At 37.5% G+C, this 21195-nt stretch carries 18 protein-coding genes; all 18 read right to left on the bottom strand.

The window, feature by feature from the left end; genetic code table 11:
* Window positions 1–260 precede the first annotated feature (260 nt).
* Complete coding sequence (locus RTP52_RS01855) at window positions 261–2942, bottom strand: S41 family peptidase (RefSeq protein ID WP_312368854.1); 2682 nt, start codon at window positions 2940–2942, stop codon at window positions 261–263.
* 23 nt (window positions 2943–2965) lie between these two features.
* Window positions 2966–3739: a DeoR/GlpR family DNA-binding transcription regulator gene (locus tag RTP52_RS01850; RefSeq protein ID WP_312368853.1), complete on the bottom strand. Its 774-nt coding sequence runs from the start codon at window positions 3737–3739 to the stop codon at window positions 2966–2968.
* A 405-nt stretch (window positions 3740–4144) separates the two neighbouring features.
* Entirely contained in the window at window positions 4145–4693 is a 549-nt protein-coding gene (locus RTP52_RS01845; RefSeq protein WP_312368852.1) for a BMC domain-containing protein, read from the bottom strand.
* A gap of 82 nt (window positions 4694–4775) precedes the next feature.
* Window positions 4776–6101 carry an SLBB domain-containing protein gene (locus RTP52_RS01840; protein ID WP_312368850.1) on the bottom strand — a complete coding sequence of 442 codons (1326 nt, stop codon included), beginning with the start codon at window positions 6099–6101 and terminating at the stop codon, window positions 4776–4778.
* A gap of 178 nt (window positions 6102–6279) precedes the next feature.
* On the bottom strand, window positions 6280–6540 hold the full coding sequence (locus tag RTP52_RS01835; RefSeq protein ID WP_312103360.1) for a EutN/CcmL family microcompartment protein: 261 nt from the start codon (window positions 6538–6540) through the stop codon (window positions 6280–6282).
* A gap of 37 nt (window positions 6541–6577) precedes the next feature.
* Window positions 6578–7219: a phosphate propanoyltransferase gene (gene pduL, locus RTP52_RS01830; protein ID WP_312103362.1), complete on the bottom strand. Its 642-nt coding sequence runs from the start codon at window positions 7217–7219 to the stop codon at window positions 6578–6580.
* A gap of 375 nt (window positions 7220–7594) precedes the next feature.
* Window positions 7595–7873, bottom strand: coding sequence for a BMC domain-containing protein (locus RTP52_RS01825; RefSeq protein ID WP_312103378.1), 279 nt, complete (start codon window positions 7871–7873; stop codon window positions 7595–7597).
* 239 nt (window positions 7874–8112) lie between these two features.
* The gene (locus RTP52_RS01820) at window positions 8113–8415 is read right to left on the bottom strand and encodes a BMC domain-containing protein (RefSeq protein WP_312103365.1); all 303 of its coding nucleotides are present in this window, start codon (window positions 8413–8415) and stop codon (window positions 8113–8115) included.
* A gap of 95 nt (window positions 8416–8510) precedes the next feature.
* Window positions 8511–8825, bottom strand: a complete 315-nt coding sequence (locus tag RTP52_RS01815) for a BMC domain-containing protein (RefSeq protein WP_312103368.1) — start codon at window positions 8823–8825, stop codon at window positions 8511–8513.
* A gap of 99 nt (window positions 8826–8924) precedes the next feature.
* Window positions 8925–10124 carry a zinc-dependent alcohol dehydrogenase gene (locus RTP52_RS01810; RefSeq protein WP_312368848.1) on the bottom strand — a complete coding sequence of 400 codons (1200 nt, stop codon included), beginning with the start codon at window positions 10122–10124 and terminating at the stop codon, window positions 8925–8927.
* Window positions 10125–10260: 136 nt separating this feature from the next.
* Entirely contained in the window at window positions 10261–11649 is a 1389-nt protein-coding gene (locus RTP52_RS01805; protein ID WP_312103374.1) for an aldehyde dehydrogenase family protein, read from the bottom strand.
* Between the two features lie 47 nt (window positions 11650–11696).
* Window positions 11697–12491 carry a class II aldolase/adducin family protein gene (locus tag RTP52_RS01800; protein WP_312103376.1) on the bottom strand — a complete coding sequence of 265 codons (795 nt, stop codon included), beginning with the start codon at window positions 12489–12491 and terminating at the stop codon, window positions 11697–11699.
* A gap of 194 nt (window positions 12492–12685) precedes the next feature.
* Window positions 12686–13063: a BMC domain-containing protein gene (locus RTP52_RS01795; RefSeq protein WP_312368847.1), complete on the bottom strand. Its 378-nt coding sequence runs from the start codon at window positions 13061–13063 to the stop codon at window positions 12686–12688.
* A 57-nt stretch (window positions 13064–13120) separates the two neighbouring features.
* Window positions 13121–13912 (bottom strand): glycyl-radical enzyme activating protein, encoded by a 792-nt coding sequence (locus tag RTP52_RS01790; protein WP_312106867.1) that lies wholly within the window; start codon window positions 13910–13912, stop codon window positions 13121–13123.
* 86 nt (window positions 13913–13998) lie between these two features.
* Entirely contained in the window at window positions 13999–16593 is a 2595-nt protein-coding gene (locus RTP52_RS01785; protein WP_312368845.1) for a glycyl radical protein, read from the bottom strand.
* Between the two features lie 355 nt (window positions 16594–16948).
* On the bottom strand, window positions 16949–18643 hold the full coding sequence (locus RTP52_RS01780; RefSeq protein WP_312368843.1) for a methyl-accepting chemotaxis protein: 1695 nt from the start codon (window positions 18641–18643) through the stop codon (window positions 16949–16951).
* A 269-nt stretch (window positions 18644–18912) separates the two neighbouring features.
* Window positions 18913–19269, bottom strand: a complete 357-nt coding sequence (locus RTP52_RS01775) for a hypothetical protein (RefSeq protein ID WP_312368841.1) — start codon at window positions 19267–19269, stop codon at window positions 18913–18915.
* Window positions 19270–19473: 204 nt separating this feature from the next.
* On the bottom strand, window positions 19474–20973 hold the full coding sequence (arfA, locus tag RTP52_RS01770; protein WP_312368838.1) for an arabinosylfuranosidase ArfA: 1500 nt from the start codon (window positions 20971–20973) through the stop codon (window positions 19474–19476).
* Window positions 20974–21195 lie beyond the last annotated feature (222 nt).

Raw genomic sequence — 21195 nt, 5'->3', positions numbered from 1 at the left:
ATTATTCTTCCTCCATATTCATACTTCTCATTCTTTCGGTATCGGATGTACTTTAAAATTTTATCTAATTACATTGTAATAAGTTTCTTATATGCCATTTTCTCTTTTGTGTGGTTTAGTGAAACAAACAGTAATAACAAAAAGCAAAATTTAGTTTTGCCCTTTAAAAAATCATGTTATTAATCCGTCTGTTATTAGTTTCTGTAATATTCTATCATTTTTTGGTATATTATTCAAGGTTTTATAACATAATTTGCATGTTACTGCATACTTTCCGTCAGATTATATACCTCATTCATGTATAACTCAATAGAATCCCCTAGAACTTCAATATCAGGCTCTATGCCTTTTCCCATTATATTCTCTTCACGTACGTTCCAATAATGATTGACTAAAAATATGACAAACCCTCTGGTTTTATCCTCGAACAAAAACTGCCCTACCCCTTTTCCAAAGGTTTTTCTGCCTATGACAGTTACATTATCAAGATAAGTTTTTAAGCCCAGGGTTACCAGTTCCGAGCAGCTGGCACTATTTTCATCTGTCAGGACAAAAATATGCTTAAATGGTATATACGCATCATCCGAATAGTAAGAATCGGAATACCCATCCTTATATATCAGATTACATACCACGCAATCCGGAAGTAAAAAATCCAAAATATCGCACCCACTGTTTGTATCACCGCCGCCATTGCCTCTTAAATCAATGATCAGATATTTGTCTTCGGTATTTTCAATGCCATCAACAACATCCAGAAACTCGTTAGCTGTACTACCAGAGAAGCTGGTTATCCTAATATAGTTTATATTATCACCGACAGCTTCATGCTCCACTGTTTTACCGGATTGGTACTCAAGGTAACGCTTATAGTCCTCTCCGCTAAGCATAAAGGAAAACGAATCATTATCTTTATGTATCGAATCAAAAAGCTTGCTTATATCCTCAATTTTCTCCGATTGATTTGTTTTTAAGCTGTTTTTTAATGAAGTGTATGATGCGTTGGATTTATAATACATATAATTTTTTTCTATAAATTCCGTAACTTGATCAATTACATTGGTTTGCCTTTTTTCAATCAATTTTTTAAGGCTTGTCGCATTGGAATTGGTCTCATCTATCTGTAATGCTTTATCCGCATATAGGCTTGCATTGGTGAAATCCTCAGTATAATAGTATTCCCAGCCTATATCCATTAAAAGGTACGCATCCTCCTCATTCTTTTCAAGTGCCTTTTTGTAATGCTCCAGTGCTTGTGCAGAATCACTAAGCCTGGAATACACATTTCCTATATACCATGAAATTTCACTATTATTAAATTGATCCTCTGCAATAAGCGCATATTTCAGGCAAGCGGTGTAGCGCTTACTAAAATAAAGAGCCCTGATTTTCCCTATACAGGCATCTTCATTAAGAGGATTCATTTCAAGTGCTTTATCATAATTTTCAACAGCAAGCTTGTACTCGTATTCGTTCATGTACAAATTACCGGCAACATAATAAACATAAGCATTATCGAGATTATTACTTATCATCAGATCAATTGTGTCAATTGCTTTTTGCTTTTCTCCTTGCCAGAAAAATATCTGTGCCTTTATACCGTATGCTTTATATCTCGACTCGTCAGCATTAATGGCACGGTCGGCATATTGGATGGCTTCGTCATACTTTTCCTTATCCTGATAGAATTCAGCCATAGAATACAACAAATCATAATCGTCCTGATTTTTTTCAAGGGCATTTTTATATAAATCTTCAGCCTTTTGCGAATCACCAACATACCGGTAATAATTAGCCATACTGCTTATAATAAAGACATCTTCGGGAGAAATTTTCATTGCCTTATCAAGGCATTCCTTTGCTGTTACCATATCTTTGTTATAAAGATATGACAGTCCCAGATAGCACCAACCATCCGCATCCTTCTTTTTCAATCTGGTATATTCACTAAATGCATCAATGGCTTCCTTATAAGCATAATCATCATACTTAAGCATACCAATACCGTAATATGCATAAGCGTTTACTTTATCCAAATCCAAGGCTTTCTTATATGCTTCCTCCGCCTCACTATTGTTTCCAAGCATAGATAGGGCGTTAGCATAATTGGTGTAACTTGCACTGCTATGATCATCAATCGCTAGACTTTCCTCACTGTATTTAAGCGCTTCATCATATTCACCCAATGAAAAGCATGCCCAGCTTAAATTATTGAGTAGTGTACCTTCCACTGCAAAAGTCGGGTTCGCGTCTAAACCCATTAAAAATTGCTCTTTTGCCTTCTGATACTCCCCACTGTCCATTAAGGAATATCCGTTGCTGTTGAAAGATATCGCAGAACCCGGAGTCTCGTAATACAGCATTCTTTGCTCGTCAATCTCATTCACTAAAGGAACGTAGATCCGGGATATCACAATAGAGGCAAATGCTGTCACGATAATTACTGTTTTTGTACCTCGCAAGTAATCATGCCGAACGATAACCTTCATTTTACGATCCCACGTCGTAGACTTCATTTTAGTCAGTTTTTTATATTGGCTAATCAGTCCGATAATGGATATGACAGGGATTCCGAATCCTATTCCATAAATCCAAACCAAAAGGCTTCGTTTCAATGCAGATACAAATCCTAGCTTTTCCCCATCTGCATTACGGATTGTCACGTTAAAAAGGAATTTACCGGGCGTTGTACCCCATGTGCATAATAAAATAGCCTCGATAAATGTCCATATAAACATAGCCAACAAGTAAATCAGAAAAGATTGAAACTCCATTATTTCTGCTTGTAAAAGTTTTTTAAGCAAGAAAGATACAAGGAGTATAAATAAAATATTGTCAAGTCCTCTAGCCCAGAACCGCTGCCATGGCCTTACTTCCACAAATTCTTCAAGATTATTCCCATCAGACTTAACGATAGATAAATCCAGCTGTGTTTCCTCCATATGGTAACCCCACCTTTTCAATGCTACTCCTGTTTCCCTGGATATAAATACTCTACCTTAGCAGAATCAAACACCTTTTTCCAACGATCACTTGGCTCACAATCTGTTACTATTGTAGTTAGATTGGATATTTCTCCAATTTTTTTAAATGATATCCTGTCAAACTTAGAAGTGTCCACTACTAAGATTTTCTTAAAGGCGCAGTCTAACATCTTCTTTTTTATTTCGGAATGTGTTTCACTAGAATCGGAAAATCCTTCAATGGAATCGATTCCCTTTGAGGAAACAATCGCAATATCCACATGATAGGAACTTAACATTTTCTCTGCCTGATGTCCAACCAAAGCTAAGGAACCTTCTTTTACAGTTCCCCCGGTTGATAAAATATTCCACCCAGACACATCTGCTAATTCTACTAAAATTTCAATTGAGTTCGTAATAAGCGTTATATTTTTCTTATGCTTAATATTTCTAGCAACAAATAATGCCGTAGAACTTGCATCCAACATGATTGTTGAATCATCTTTAATAAGCCCTGCAACAATCTCTGCTATCTTCTGCTTTTGTGAAACATTGGTATTCTCTCGAACGGTAAATGGTAATTCTGCATTATTATTTTCATTTAAGACTGCACCACCATAGGTCTTGATCGCAAGTCCCTCTTTATCAAGTTTCTCTAAATCTCTTCGAATTGTTTCTTCTGAAACATCAAACATTTGACTTAGTTCACTAACCACAACTTTATTTTCTTTTTGTAACTTTGCTAATATCAAATTCTTACGTTCTATTGCTAACATTAACATTCCCCCATAACTCTTCTCTATCAACTATTTAGTCATATATCCTTTGTGATATTATAATCCATGAAACACTTATGTAAACCTCAACAGATACGTTACCTAACTCTATGCATAGTATAATGATTTATTTACCTAAAATCAATCCTTAGAACAGTGTTACCTTTTTCATGCCACACTTTAAGTACTCCATATTAAATTTCATTCTCTCAAGCTTTTGTCGCATCTAAGATATTATCTAGATCATCTATCAATATATCAGGATATTTTACATACTCCAAAATTTCAGTATTTTGATACTTATCCAGTAAGTACCTCCCAAATAAAAAGGTACGCAATCCTCTTTATCATGCGCACCTCTTCAAGCTAAGCTATTTATAAATTAAAAGTAACCTATATCACTTACTACATCAACTTATTGCGTAACTTCTTATCTGGATGGGCAAGTACAGAGCTGTCTAAGTACATACCATTTTCTTCAATGGCTTTCTTTGCAGCTTCAATTGCAGCGGTTACGGATGCAATTTCACCAGTTAACATAAGATAGGATTTACCGCACATACCACGTGCGACTCTAACCTCTACTAATTCTACCGCTGCTGTTTTTGCTGCAACATCTGCTGCAACGATAATGGATGCTGCAGAGTAAGTTTCTAACACACCAAGAGCTTCGATATCTTCCACTACAGTTGCACCATAAATTGCTGGTAAGATACCATCGTGAGGATTACCAAGAATGAAACTATCAATGAGATGTGTTTCAAACTGAATTCTGGCTGCCTCTACAGAAGCATTTACCGCACTTAAATCACCAGTGATCAAAATAATATATTTACCAGGACATACGGTTTGCGCTTCCACGATTTCAATATCTGCTGTCTTAACCATCAAATCCGCTGCCATTATACCTGATGATACGGTTTTATATTCTACCATTCCAATTGCTTTACTCATGGATTATCCTTTCTGTGCTATTATAGTGTACGCCATCGTCGTATGCACTATAATATCGTATGCTACCAATTAACGTGCCACTTTACACTGCATCTATCATAATATACTGATTATTCACTTCTAACACTGTTCCATCAATCGAAGCATGAACCGGTAAACTAAGACCATCCTTGTTTTTTGCAATCAATTGTCCTGTTACCACCTTATCTCCAACAGAAACAATAGAAACTGCAGGTGCACCAACATGCTGACTTAATTTTACCTTCACCCTTTTTGCCTTCTGTAGCTCCTCAAATAATGGAGCTGGAACATTATAGTGAGTAAGACAAAGTCGTTTCATTAAACGCTCTACTGGAATTCTCTGATATTGTCTAGAAGGTTCTACTGGCGCTGGCTCTAACACTTCTGGTTTCACACCATTTTGGCGTAACCCCTGCTTGTATAAGGTGATTAGACTTGCAGGTGATAAACCTTGACCACAAGCGTACATAGAACAAAGTCCACAACTACAACAATACATGGTGTCTAAAAATATCTGAGGATTTTGAACATCCTTACAGGTCGCAGCTCGCATAAAAAGGTGCGGATTACTTGGATGTCCTAATAAATGTCTAGGACAAAGATCCGTGCACATCTCACAATGACAACAAGCTGCTGCTGCCCTTTTTAAATCGATAGATGGCTTACTTTCCTTACGAATAATCACATAATGATCCTTTGGTAACACTATAATGGCATTCGATGTTTTCGTTATTAAATGCTGTTCACTTTCAACAGAACCCATCATTGGACCGCCCATAAGATAAGCTGGCTCTTTTGTTGTGATACCGCCTGCCATTTCTACAACTTCTTTTACCGTCATACCAAGTGGCACTCGTACTGTTTTGGGCTCTTTTACTTCACCTACTACAGATACTAATTTGCTTGTCACTGGTCGATGATTTATAACAGCTTCATAAACGTTATATACTGTTTCTACATTAAATACTGCTACGCCTATGTCTACTGGTAAACCACCTGGCTTTACAACTCTACCTGTTGCTTCGTAAATCAATACTACTTCATCACCAGCTGGGTACACTTCTTTGCAAAGTTTTAGGCTCATATTTTTGTAAGCACTGATCTCTGCCTCTACCGCAGCAATTGTGTTTTTATAAGAAGGTTTTACGACTATAATTGCTTCCTTTGCACCAATACTTTCTGCTATTATAGAAAAAGCTTTCAGTACCTCATATGCTCTGTCTCGTAACAATTGTCTATGTAACTTTAACAAAGGCTCGCACTCTGCACAATTTAGAATAATAGTATCCACCTTATTAGAAAACTTCGCATAAGTAGGAAAACCGGCTCCGCCGGCTCCACAGATTCCATATTCTTTCACAATTTGGCTAAGCTCTTCTAACACCATTATTTTTTTCCTCATTTCTGCGTAGTTGGAGTTTGTGTTTGCTAAGTAGGCAAAGCGAAAGAAATCGTTCTTTCACTTTGAGATTGGTGCCGAGGATGACGCAGGCACAAATCTCCAGTGTGAAGTTTTAGAATTTCTTAGGCGGCGTCTTTTGGCGCCTTAGAAATTCTCTTCACACTTACTCCAGTCCTGTTGCATCGTCAATAATTCCAACAATTGCCGCATCAATCGGCGAGTTTTCTGCGCCGCAGCCTATCCTTGCAGCACTACCCCCCGCAACCAACACATACTCGCCTATTCCAGCTCCTACATTATCAATTGCTACAATTCTATTTTCTCGAAAGCTTTTTAACGGTTCAACAATCATAAATTTATTTCCTACAAGATGCTCATTCTTCCTTGTTGAAACGACACTACCAATCACTTTGCCGATTAACATATTAATCCCTCCAATTAAGAGTTTTTAAGACTCAAGTTTATAAAATCGTTACCATCTGTCCACATGTAATTTTTGCAGCATTCGCCTCATCCGTATCGATATGCATCTCCATAGTAAAGCTACTATCTACTCTGATTTGTACCTGATGAAATACGGTCTCTCTTTCATCGTCTACTTTAACAGAAACAATATCTCCATCGTTAACTCCAGCTGACAATGCGTCCGCTGGTGACATATGGATATGACGTTTTGCAATAATACATCCCTCATCCAAGTAAATCGCACCCTTTGGTCCAACCACTGCAATCGGAGCAGAACCTTTTATGTTACCGGATTCTCTTATTGGCACCTTAACTCCCAGTTTGATTGCATCGGTTGCAGAAACCTCAACCTGAGATGCCTTTCTCACTGGTCCTAATATTCTTACATTCTCTATAGCTCGAAGCTTTAATCCTACAATGGTTACCGTTTCATTTGCTGCAAACTGGCCACCCATAAGGTCTTTTTTCTTAGTTAATTCATAACCCATTCCAAACAATTGCTCTACGTGATCCTGTGTTAGATGAATATGTCTTGCAGACACACCGACCGGAACAGCGAAGCCTGTTTTGCCACTTTGCTTTTCTTGCAGTACATTTAATACCATTCGGGTTATGAGTTCAATTTGATTATCTTCCAAGTCGTTCACCTGCTTTACTATTTATTAGTTATGTGCTAATTGTGATAGATTTTTTAATATCTCTTTCTTTATTTTGTATCTTTCGTACTTCTAGCTCTGTTCTGTATCTTCTATCATCTGTGCTCTATTCTATCTCTTTGTAGCTATGTAAATCCTTATTTTTTTAAATGGATAAAGCAACCATCGTCACTTTATCCATGTCATAAGAAGTTTAAAGATTATTCCTTCGTTAAGGATACTCGTAATTCGCTATCAGCTACGCTGACAAAACGCTACTTACTCGTAACCCATTAGCAACTACGTTGCTATTTCAGTGGGAGCAAGTATCCCTCTTACGCTTTGCTTAGAAGCGGGATACTTCCTTAATGGGTTAAATTACTTAATTGCAGGTAAAATTTTCTCAACATCAGAGTGTGGTCTTGGGATTACATGAGTAGCTACTAACTCACCAAGTCTTCCAGCGCTAGCTGCACCAGCTTCAACAGCTGCCTTCACTGCTCCTACATCTCCTCTAACCATAACACTTACTAATCCTGAACCGATTTTTTCTGTTCCTACTAATGTTACGTTAGCTGCCTTTAACATTGCATCTGCAGCCTCAACTGCTGCTACTAAACCTCTTGTTTCGATCATTCCTAATGCTTCCTGTGCCATAATTTTTTCCTCCTTTAGAACTGTTGTATCAACAGTAACCTCTTCATTTATATTTTTAGTTTTCATAACTTCCATGGAAATGTTGCTACCGCTTACCGCATCACTGCTTTGTCCGGTAAGTGATGCTTTGGATGTACTGCGAGGCTTTTTCCCCTCTCCAGTAATCTCAGCTTTTCTTGTCGAATTCGACTTTTTATCTAACTTATCATCCATATGTTATCACCCTGCCTTCTATTGCACTACATTTCTTCGTCTTGTGGCTTCATTCTACTTGCGCTGATCTCTACCAATCGAAGAACCTCTTCATGAGGATTTGCAATGACTGCATGGGCCACTGGTTTTTTAATTGCCTGATTGACCGCTGATTCTACTGCCTGTGTTACTTCGGAAACAGATCCGGTTACGATGATTGTGACCAACCTTCCACCCATCTTTCTCTCCCATGTAACTAACTCGACACCTGCTGTTTTGCACATAATATCGAGAGCATCAATAGCCGCGGTTACACCACTGATTTCAATAAATCCTAACGATTTTCCCATAATGCCAAGCCCCTTTCTTCTTATCTCATCCATTGCAAATTCAAGCATACAAATTGAATACTGCATAATTCATAATTTGAACATAGTTTTTCAAATTAATTCTTATCAAAGCCGCTTAAGTGAAGCATCTTATTCACATCACCCTCAGGAGCGGCTATCGTATGAATGGATACGACATCGGTAACTTGCTTTGCAGCTATTTTCGCTGCATCTAAAGCTGCATTGACATCCTCGATGGAGCCTCTGAATTTTATCGTAACCAATAATGGAACGGGAAGTTTATCTGCATTTGCCGGCTTATTTCGGTCAAATGGTTCCAAGGTTACATCAGCGGCCTTACATCCGGCGTCGGCTGCCACAAATGCTGCCGTCAAACCATATACCTCTAAAAATCCAACTGCTAAACCCATATCCAATACCTCTTATTCATTATTCATGATAAGGAAAAGTTCGTAAAATGAGCTTTTTCTTATTCATATTAAAGAAAAGTTCGCGTAGCAAGCTTTTTCTTATTTGTTTACGATAGCAATCTTAAGACCTGTCATCGCGAGATTTGTCTGAAAGCCTTCGTTAATTTGCTCCAATGGATAGGAATGAGTAATCAATTTCTCCATAGGAAGCCCAATTCCCTTCGCTCTCTTTAAGAAATCAAAGGTAGTTGCATAATCACGTAAGGTATATACCCATGAACCAACTACAGTTAATTCCTTTGCACAAATATCAAAGTGAGGATTAATAGTTGCATCTCCTCCATTAATGAAGAATCCTAACTCGCAAAGTCCACCGCCATTGCGGATAAACTTATAGATATTGGAGTGCCCTGCCGGAGCTCCTGTACACTGGAAACCGAAATCTGCTGGTTTTCCTCCGCAAGCTGTTTCTACTGCTTTTGCTAGATTTTCAATACCCTGATGCTCTTTGAAATTCACGCTTGCCACAGCACCCATTTCCTTTGCAAACTCTAATCTCTTTGCTTCGCCGTCTACTGCAACGATGTTCTCGATACCCATAGTACGAAGAACTGCAATACAGATAAGACCGATAGGACCACATCCCTGAACAACTACTTTGCTGTTAAAACGAAGAATTCCTGTTGTCTTAGCACGTTCCACTGCGTGAATTAATACTGCACAAGGCTCAATTAAAATTCTTGAGGAAAGGTCCAAATCACTTACGTTAAAAATTGTAGAACCACCCTTAATTACTATGTAATCGGCAAACCAACCATTAAAGCGAACTTCCTTATCCTCTGGCAGTAAGCCGTATACATCTGCACCACCGACATTTTGTTTGTTTAAGTCAAACATGGTGATGTCTGGATTATCCTTAAAAATCATGCAGGATACCACTTTATCACCAACGGAAAGCGTCTTACCAGCACTGTCTAACTTAACGTTCTTACCCATCTTCACGATTTCGCCTGTACCTTCATGTCCAAGTACTACCGGAATCAAGGAAAATGGATCTCTTTTATATTCATGAGCATCAGTACCACAAATACCGCAGCCTTCCACCTTTACTAAGATGTCATCATCTCCAATTGGAGGTAATGGGTACTCTTTTAATTCAATCTTTTCTAGCTCCGTCAATACTGCAACTCTGGCTTTCTCTGGGATACCCGCGCTTGGCACGGTAGCAGTGCTCTTTGGAGCTTCTGATAAACCAGCTAGTACCTGACGAACAATCTGTTCTATGCTTTCAGAATTCATGTTAACGTTTTCTCCTTCCTTATTGAATGCTACGCATGTAGTTAATTATCGCTTTTCCAGTAAAACTTCTTTTTTTAAACACTAAATTAACTACATACGAACTTTGGTATATTTAAGATATAAGTGCCTAGGTACTTTATCGGATACACAAACTATCAGACATCACGCATCGTCTGCGTTTTGTAAATGTACTTGCACTTGTCAAGCCCTCACCGGTTCTGCTTGCTATGGTAAAGGTACAAAATCCTTCCCCACCAAAACCGATTGCTGCATACGAAGGTGCATTCTTAACAAGGATAGCTGTATCAATTGCTTTTGCATAAGTAGTAATACGGTCCACGTTCTTGGAATGAATATGTGCGGAATGCCTATTACCATGTTCTAACCAAACCGCCTTCTCTACCGCATCATCGAAGTTCTTAGCACGAACGATACCAAGAATCGGCATCATCAACTCTTCGGAAATCAAAGGATGTTCTTTTTCACCCTCAAAGATAATACAACGAATATTGGATGGAACATCAATTCCTATCATACCAAGTAACGTTTTTGCATCTTTACCAACGCAATTACGATTTAATCCTTTTGGTGTTATCACAAGATTGGTTAACTTATCTTGCTGTTCTTTGGAGATTGCATAACAACCTTGTTCTTTTACCATATAGTTCATTAATTCATTTGCTATACTGTCGATTGCAACAACTTCTTTTTCTGCAATACATGGAAGGTTATTATCAAAGGTACATCCATTAATGATATCTTCTGCTGCTTTTCTAATATCAGCTGTTTCGTCTACTAAAGCAGGTGGATTTCCTGCTCCTGCACCGATTCCTCGCTTACCACTTTGTAATACAGCAGTAACTACACCTGGACCACCAGTAGCAGCAATCAATGGAATATCCTTATGAGACATCATTACCTTACTGCTATCTAGTGTTGGTTTTTTAACAGAACAAGCGATATTGACTGGACCTCCTGCCGAAAGTGAAGCCTCATTAATTAACTGTACAGCAAAATTCGAGGTTTTTATTGCTGCTGGATGTGGATTAAATACCACTGTGTTTCCACCAGCTAACATACCAATCGTGTTGCAAATGACTGTTTCACTTGGGTTTGTACACGGTGTTATCGAACCAATCACACCAAATGGTCCCATCTCGACTAAAGTTAAGCCACGATCACCGGACCAAGCAGTGGTCGTGATATCCTCTGTTCCAGGTGTCTTTTCTGCTACCAGCTGGTGTTTTAAAATCTTATGCCCGACATTTCCCATTCCAGTTTCTTCAACAGCCATACGGGCAAGTGTTTCTGCGTGTTCTATCGTTTTCTTACGTATTGCAGAGATGATTTTCTCTCTTTGATCCATTGACATCTTCTTTACAACCATTTGAGCTTCTTTTGCAGCTTCAATTGCTTGATTCATGTCGTCGAATACTCCAAGTTCTGTCTTACTTGTTTGTGTTAATTGCATACTCGCCACGACATTTTTTATGATGTCTTGAACCAACTGTTCATTCACTGTCACTTACGATCCCTCCTTATCGAAACTCATTATTTCGTAAGTACCAAATCTTATAATCCTAGCTGTTCAATCACCTTTTTTGTTATGGAAGCAACTAAATCTGCGTTATCTAAGCCACTAGCTTTGCAATCTTCTCCACAACAATGACAGCTTGCTTTTCCTTCTTTGGTATTGGAACAAAGATTAGCAGGATGTTTTCCCTTCATTCCAAATTCTTTTCTTAATTCGTACAATCTCTGAACCTGAGAATTACTTAATTCCTTTGGTCCTCCAAGTACCTTTGCCTGATATAATAACTGTGCGTAAAACTCTGTTGACTCCATCTTGAAATAAGCATTTAATAAAGAATCGGAGAAGCTTAATGCACCATGGTTTGCTAATAAAATAGAATCAAAATGTTGAATATACTTAGAAATTGCATCTGGAATCTCGTCAGTAGAAGGTGTACCGTACTCAGCAATTGGAACGCAACCTAAGGAAATAACTGCTTCTGGCATAATTGGCTGTGTCAAAGGAATTCCTGCAATTGCAAAACTTGTTGCATACATTGGATGAGCATGAACTACAGCATTAACATCTGGGCGCTCTTTGTATACTCTCATATGCATCTTGATTTCTGAGGATGGTTTATATATTCCATTAGCTTGAAGTACTTTACCATCTTTATCTACCTTACATATATAATCTGGTGTCATAAATCCTTTACTAACTCCAGTTGGTGTACATAAAAACTCATTCTCATTTAATTTTACAGAGATGTTACCGTCATTTGCAGCAACCATACCCTTATTGTAAATTCTGCGTCCTATCTCACATATCTCTTTTTTGATTTCATATTCGTTCATAGTGATCCTCCTTCTATTTCCTGTGACTTTTGTCGTTGAATTTCTTTGTTTTTCTATATTATATTCCTCGAACACTCATAAGTCAACATGTTTATTCAATTTATTTGTTGTTTTGTGTGGTTTTTTCTAGTGTGAAGTTTTAGAATTTCTTAGGCGACGTCTTTTGTCAACTTAGAAATTTTCTTCACACTGTCCTAGGTACGTGTTATGTCACATACCGTAAATGACAAAGTGCGCTTCGAATACTCCACAACCGCATTCATCGCGGCTTCTACCTCAGATACTGTTCCTGTAAATACCAAGGTACCACTGGCATAATCAACATTTTGCAGTGTAACCCCCGATGCCTTTAACGCTAAATCAGCTCCAATAATTGCGGTCTCCGCAGGACTCATGGTTAAAATTCCAATAGCGGCCTTCATCCTCTCGTTTTCCTTTTGAAAACATAATTTTTCCATTAGAAGTGGGTCTGGTGCAGCTATTATGTGAGCCAGAGATATCTGCTTACCAGGAACTAATTCCTGTACAATACGAAGTTTATCTTCGGTTGTCATTGAATCATAAATTCCCATAGTTTCCTCTCATTCTGCCGCGAACGGCATTTCCATTGGTATCCATCCTGAATATGTCTATCCACCAATTTTCACTAGTAATCCAGAGTGTTTTTCCGCAACTCTTTTTAAATGTTCCATTTCTTCAATCCTTGGTGGCATAATTCCCATGAGTGCATACTCACGATTTAACCCTTCGTATTTGTCTTGCCCCAAACGGTGATATGGTAACAGGTTCATTTCTTTAACACCTGGTAAACTTCCAGCAAAATCAGCTATCGCTGCAATTTCAGATTCAGTTTGATTAAATGTTGGTATGACTGGAACTCTAATAATTAGCTCGGTTTCTCCGGAAGCTGCAATTTTTCTAGCATTTTCAAGAACTAGTTCATTGCTTTGTCCGGTAAATAATCGATGCTTCTCTGCGTTTACATGTTTAATATCCATAAGATATTGATCAAGAACTGGTAAAATCCTCTCAATCACTTTATAGTCTGCAAAAGCAGTACTCTCCATTGCCGTATGTAGACCTTCTTCCTTGCAGGCATGTAATAGGTGATACGTAAATTCCGGTTGACATAAAGCCTCACCACCTGAAAGAGTAACACCTCCGCCAGACCTTTGATAGTAGCTACGGTCTTTTAAAACTTCCTCTAAAACTTCAGAAACGGTAACATCCGTACCGATTATTTTATCTTTACCTTGAACCTTCATCGTCTGAATCTGATGTTCCTGAGACTCTGGATTACAGCACCAACGGCATCGAAACGCACAGCCTTTCAGAAATACAATAGTGCGAATTCCATTTCCATCATGAATAGAATAACGTTGAATATCAAATATTCTACCTTTTACATTTAAGTCATCCATCTTAACTCCGTTCCGTTCTTACACTTTTTGTATCAAGAAATACTGCCAGTTTCACTTCCTATCGATTCGATTTACCTGTACCTATTTTAGAACCCTTGTGTAGTTCGATTAATAATATCATCCTGTAAAGACCTAGATAATGTAGTGAATAAGGCGCTATAACCAGCAACACGTACTACCAAATGTTTATAGTTTTCTGGATGCTTTTGTGCGTCCAATAAAGTTTCTCTGCTTACTACATTAAACTGTACATGCATACCCTTTTGATCAAAGAAGGCACGGATTAATGCTACGAATTTCTCTAATCCACCACGGCCCTGTAACGCAGATGGGTGGAATTTTTGATTGTATAAGGTTCCATTCGTCGCATCCATATGGTCAAGGCGTGCCACGGAATTGGCTGCTGCTGTTGGACCTTTGGTATCACGTCCCGGCGCTGGTCCAACACCATCTGCAATTGGGGTATTTGCAAGTCTTCCATCTGGGGTAGCCCCTGTTTGTTCACCTAACGGAACATTTGCGGAAACTGGATATAAGCCAGCTTGGAATACACCGCCTCTAGGATTTTTATATTTCTGTAATGGCTTTGTATAGGTATAAGCAATCTCTCGTGCAAATTCATCAATCTCTAGAATATCATTACCGTACTTTGGTAACACTTCAATCATCTGTAGAATCTCTTGATATCTTGACTGATTACTTGAGTTACCCACAGGTGTTATACTCTGTGTACTTTCTTTTTTTGCCTCAAGGACTGTCTTTAGAATTTGTTCTATTTCTTTTTCGGAAGGTTCTTTTCCGTGTTCTCTCAATTCTTTTACAATCTGTACTGTAATTTGCTGCGCTAACTTAATATCAATTGGTTGATACGAAATTTCATTACTGAAAGTTTTCTTTGTTCCCATGCCGAAATTATGTAGAAGTGCTTCTTTTAATTCGGTGATGGAAACCTTGCCTTCTTCATATACAAGTTTCTTAATCGCATATAAGGAATCTGTCATATTGGCAATACCAAACCCTTGTGGTCCGGTAAAGTTGTATTTTGCACCACCCTCTTGAACACATAATCCACGTCCGATACAATCTTCCACCATAGAGGATTCAAATGGCAATGGACAAAGTTTTGCATGAGCCATATCAATAGAGTTATCCGCATTGACAAGTAAAGAAATAAAGTATTCCATCTGGGTTTTATAAGCTTCATAAAAGGCATCAAATGTAGTGAGATTTTCAATCGAACCAGTTGGAGCACCAACTAATTTTCCATTTTCATACCCACCGGAAAATACCATCTCTAATGGACGGCACATATTAAAGAATGCTGCATCATGCCATCCGTCGGTCTTTCCAGGTACCTGAGGTTCCACACAACCGATAATGTTATAACTTCTTGCTTCCTCTATCGTCGCACCCTTGTTCATCATTGCCGGGATAATTACCTCATCGTTATAATAAGCAGGTAAACCAATACCCGTTCTGGTAACTTCCGCAGCTTTTATTAATAAATCATGAGGAGAACCATTCCATACTCGAATGCTTAGGGAAGGCTGTGGAAGCATTGTGTGCATTGATGCTTCTAATATCATAAAACTAAGTTCATTCGTGGCATCTCTTCCGTTACTGTCCTGTCCGCCAACAATCATATTCTGGAACATTCCATATCCTGCAAAGCCTTCCGCAGAAGCAGCATCACGACACTTGTTAATATCATTTAATTTCACAAAGATACAGTCAATGATTTCTTGAGCCTCTTCACCAGTGATTCTACCTGCTTCACGATCTGCTTTATAATAGGAATATAAATATTGGTCAAATCTTCCCGGAGAGATCGAATGTCCGCTTGATTCAATCTGTAATAATAGTTGTACAAACCAAAATGCCTGACATGCTTCATAGAAAGTAGTCGCACCCTTAGCCGGAACTCTCTCACAATTTCTTGCAATCGTTAAAAGTTCTTGTTTTCTCTTTTCATCCTGGCAAGTTAGTGCTAGTCTTTTTGCTTCCGCTGCATATCGTTTCGCATACAGAATAGCTGAATCACAGCTTCTAATTACAGCGTCATAGAAATTAAGGCGACTTGCATAATCTGCATCACCTAGGTGTAATTCCTTTTTTCTGCTTAAAACTTCTTCTTTAATTCCTTCGTAACCAATAGCGATTACCTTATCATACTGCACAGTAATATGCCCTACACCATTATAAAAATAGTTACCTGGTGTAAATACATTGTGCTCCATTGCAAGTTTCGTTTCCGGAGCCATATAATAATCTGCTAATTCACTTGTTGTTTTGCCCTTCCAATAGCTATGTACTTCTCTTAACTCTTTTTTTGCTTCTTCTGAAATATAAAACGGATCGGCTGTTCTAGTCGCTACGGTATCAAGTTCAGCGATTAACCAATCAAAAGAGAACTCAGGAAAGGTTTGACATCCTCTTTCTGCAACAGTCGCGCTTCCTACTATTAATTCGTTCTCTCGAATTACTACTGGAAGATTCTTTACTATATGTTCAAAAGCCTTGGAGCGTCTACTGATGATAGGCTCTCCTTCCGTCTGCTGATACGATTCCGTGATTAAAACTGCACGTTTTGATTCAATCTCTGGCATTTTCTCGTATAACGCATCCATTAGTTTTTGTATACGAGGTGATTTTTCATATCCTTTTTTGGTTTCAGCCATCATACCAACCTCCTTACTTGTGGTTTTGTGTCATTTTACCGTAATTATATCATTGGTGTAATTATAAGTCAATACAATACCACACGTTAAATGTTTATTTATGTGGTATTGCATTTATTACATTGTAACAATGTTGACTTTATATTAATTCAATTTTATGTATATGATAAAACCTGAATTTTCCCAATTGACGAAATGCAAAAAAGCTGAAGCTCATTACAGAGTTCAGCCTTTTATTTATATTATTATTTATGTTGATAAAATATTTTATAATTGGATTATCAGCTCTATGAATATATATTAGATAAGGGCGTTGACTCATAGATGATAACATCTTTGGATCACCGCCCCTTCTGGTTTAGTTTTTTTTCTCTAGCTTAAACTGATCAATCAAACTGTCCAGACTCTCACACTGTGCAAACAGCTCTTCACTAATCGCAGAACTCTCTTCTGCTGTAGCAGAGGTAGACTGGATTACAGAGGATATCTGCTCGATGGCAGACTGTATTTCATTCATAGTAGTTGATTGTTTTTGTGAAGATTCCACCTGTTCATGAATGGAATTAATGATTTCGTCCAAGTTTGACAGTACGTCATTTAAGGATTCTGAAGTTTCTTTCACGGTACGGCTTCCGGATTCCACCTCATGAACCGTACTCTCTATCAACATTCTGGTAGTTTGAGCTGCCCGTGCACTTTCGCTCGCCAATTTTCCGATTTCGGCAGCAACTACAGCGAAGCCTCTTCCAGCTTCACCAGCTCTTGCGGCTTCAATAGATGCATTTAAGGAAAGCAGGTTGGTCTGTGAAGCAATCCCATCTATGGTATTGATAATAACTTCAATCTGAGCGGATAAGCCGCTTATCTTTTCCATAGAGATTACCATGTTTTCCATATAAGATTTGCTCTGATCAGCCTTAGTGTTGATTATCTTTGCATTACTTTCTGCAACTTCGGCTTTTTGGGCATCTTTGGTAGTCTGCTCGGTAACATCCTCAATTGTGGCAGTAAGTTCTTCTATGGAACTAGCCTGTTCGGTAGCACCTTCTGCCAAGTTCTGGGCCCCCTGAGACATGTTAAGTGCACCAGAATTAACTTGTGCTGAAGTATCTCTGATTTGACTAAGGGATTCGCTTAAGGTAGCCTTAATACTACGCATAGCTAAGAGAATAGGTAAATAATCACCGATATACAGATCAGTGTTTTGGGATTTTATTGCAAAATTCCCATTGCCCATTTCTACTAAACAATATTCAATATCATGAATAATGCGCTGAATCATAACTACCATCTTCTTCAGGTTGGTAGCAAGAGAACCCAGTTCATCTTTCGATTCATAGGTAATGTCTACCTTTAAGTCCCCTTCTGCTATACTTTTAGTAACGTTTTCTAATTCCAAAATAGGAGTGGTAAGCTGCTTGGTCAGAAGTTTCCCTACGGTCAGTGCAATTAAGATAGCAGCAACAGAAGTAAGAAACGCAATTATTATTATAATAACTTTTATGATATTTGCCTGATTATAAGTAGAGCTTACGTCTTCTTCAGCATAGTCGCCAATTTTACTTAGTATATTCAATACTTCATTGGCTTTCACGGAGTAATCTTCATTAAAACTTCTAAAAGCCTGTTCAAAATCTCCAGCATCTACATATTCCAGAACTCTGGTTCGCGCTTCCTTATTGGCTTCCATAGCAGTATTGAGTTCTGTCAAAAGATCTTTGTCAGCAAAATTTTTGTTGAGAAAATCCAATTGCACTTCCTGATCTGCCATGTTTTTATCAATTTCTTCTCTAAGCTGGGAAATTTTATTTGGATCATCGGAAAGATTAGTGATCCAGAGAATGTTTTTCATGACACTATGCACATCTCTGCGATACTGATATTGGGCGAGGTTATTTCGATAAGGCGTTTTATAAAAGTAATTTAAATTATTACCTATCAGAAATAACCCAAAAATGGAAACAAGGATGGTTAAAGTAAAACAAGCAATAACAATATTAAAAGAAGTGGTTAATTTTTTACCGATTTTGTAATTCAATAACTTTTTTTTCATAGGTTATCTCCTCTGTTGTAAATTTGCAAACGTCCCTAATGATAGCATAGTAATTAATATACTGTCAATAAATATATTTTCTGGGTTTTTCTGTATTTTTTAAAGCAGGCGCTTACCATTCTGATTATGCAAATAAAGCAGGTCTTCTGGACCTGCTTTTGTCAATTAAAGATAAAAAGGAAGCTTTCTTATTGATTTCTTATTATAATTAAGAATTTGTAAATATAATGTCCTCTTTATCGCTTTCTAAATTTTCATACTTCATCTTCTCATTTAAAAAGTGACCCACATACATCACATCTTTTCTGCTCTTGTTTAACATTTCGATTTCCACAAGCTTGGCACTCATAAAAGCCATTATGGAGTAATAATCTTGTATTTTTATTATTCTCAAAGTATCGTTCCAATTTTTTGTCCTGATGAAACTCAATCTTTAACAATAGGAATAAAAATAAAAGGATGAGTAAACCAATCGCAATAGAAACTTTTGAAATGTGTAGCAATCCAGCCACTTTTAATAAATACGAAAATAAATAAGATATACCAGGTATAACAACTAAAAATACAGCAGAGATTGAAATAATCTTATGACCATAGCCTATTGAATTTATTTTTTTCATTTTCATTTATGTTACCTTCTTTATACTAGATTTAGATATCAAATAAAGATTTCTGAGCTGGAAAATAAAATGCACTAAATTATCAAGCTTTAATTTATATATTCCAAAATTTCATATTCAAACAAAGCTATCAAAGAAATAAAAACACAGATTTCTTTGATAGCTTACTATTAACGGTTACAAATACTTATGTTATGCTACTAAATTTAATTACAATGCAAAACGAATTACATTCCAGGAATATGGCTTTAATGTCGCTATTGCAGTAATTCCATCGATGTTTGTAGTTCCAGTTGTACTAGGAACTACATTCTTAGGATTACTAGCAGTATTTGTAGCCTTTAAGTCTGAATGGATCATCTCGGTATGCTCCACCAATTTTGCATTCCTAAACTCTGATAAATCAATTGAAAAATCAATGGTTTGATCTGCGGAACGATTTACAGCAAATACAACAACCTCATTCTTTTCTTCATTATGTACTGCAACTGTTTCTACATAAGGAACTTTATCACTGATTTTATTCTCATAGGTTTCGCACTCTAAGATTGGTTTTAAAGCGGTACCCCTACCATAGTTTGATACATGCATAAATGGATAGAAAATTGTTTGAGCCCAAGCAGTTCCACCATTCTCTGTCATAATAGGAGCAATAACATTCACTAATTGTGCAAGGCATGCCATTTTTACACGGTCACAATGTTTTACCAGTGCAATTAACAGACATCCAACTAACAAAGCATCTTCAAAGGTATAAACATCCTCTAATAAGCTTGGCGCTACACCCCAAGGCTCTACCTTCTTATCCTGTCCATGACTATGGAACCATACATTCCACTCATCAAAAGATAGATTGATTGTCTTTTTAGAATGTTTTTTCGCCTTTACAGAATCACAAATTGCTACTACCGATTCAATAAAAGTTTCCATCTCTAAGGATCTAGCTAAGAAAACATCTGGATCATTTTCATAATTATTATAGTATTGATGCAAGGAAATATAATCAACATAATCATAGGTATGTTCTAATACCGTACGTTCCCAATCTCCAAAGGTAGGCATTGTTAAACTAGAACTACCACATGCAACTAATTCAATGCTTGGATCAACCCATTTCATAATTTTTGCTGTTTCACAAGCGATTCTTCCGTATTCTTCCGCCGTCTTAGCACAAGTTTGCCATGGACCATCCATCTCATTACCTAAGCACCAAACTCTAATATCAAATGGTTTCTCAAATCCGTTCTTTCTTCTTAAGTCACTGTAATAAGTTCCTCCAGGAAAATTACAATACTCTACGATATCCTGCGCTTCCCTAGGTCCTCTTGTACCCAGATTTACAGCCATCATAACATCACTATTGGCACGTTCCGCCCATTCCTGAAACTCATCTACACCAACCTCATTTGTCTCAATGCTCTTCCAAGCAAGGTCAAGACGTCTTGGTCTCTTCGCTTTATCTCCTATACCATCCTCCCAACGGTAGCCCGATACAAAATTACCACCTGGATAACGTACAATTGGAATATTTAATTCCTTAATTAACTCCATTACATCTTGACGAAATCCCATATCATCTGAAGTTTCATGATCTGGCTCATAGATACCGCCGTATACTGCTCTTCCTAGATGCTCGATAAAGGAGCCATAGATTCTTTTGTCTATGGATCCTATCTTACTAATCTTTGATAAAGTAAGCTTTGCTTTCATTGTTTTCCTCCTTATGTAACATTCACATTTGTTCTTGTAATTAACCCCAAGCCGTTAAAACTACCTTCGTTATTTCATTTAAATTCATTACCTTATTCCATAACTATCCTTGTGATAATCTATTGACCTGATATAGATTGTGTAGTACTCTAATTCTTGGAGTTCTATGGTTACTTGCCCTTATAATTCATAGGTGTTAGGTAATCATTTAACCTATTAATA

Origin of the sequence: Lachnoclostridium sp., from assembly GCF_031997925.1 — a bacterium.
Taxonomy (GTDB): domain Bacteria; phylum Bacillota; class Clostridia; order Lachnospirales; family Lachnospiraceae; genus Lachnoclostridium.
Note: the sequence above shows the minus strand (reverse complement) of the source record. Positions and strands in the feature narration are given on the sequence as shown.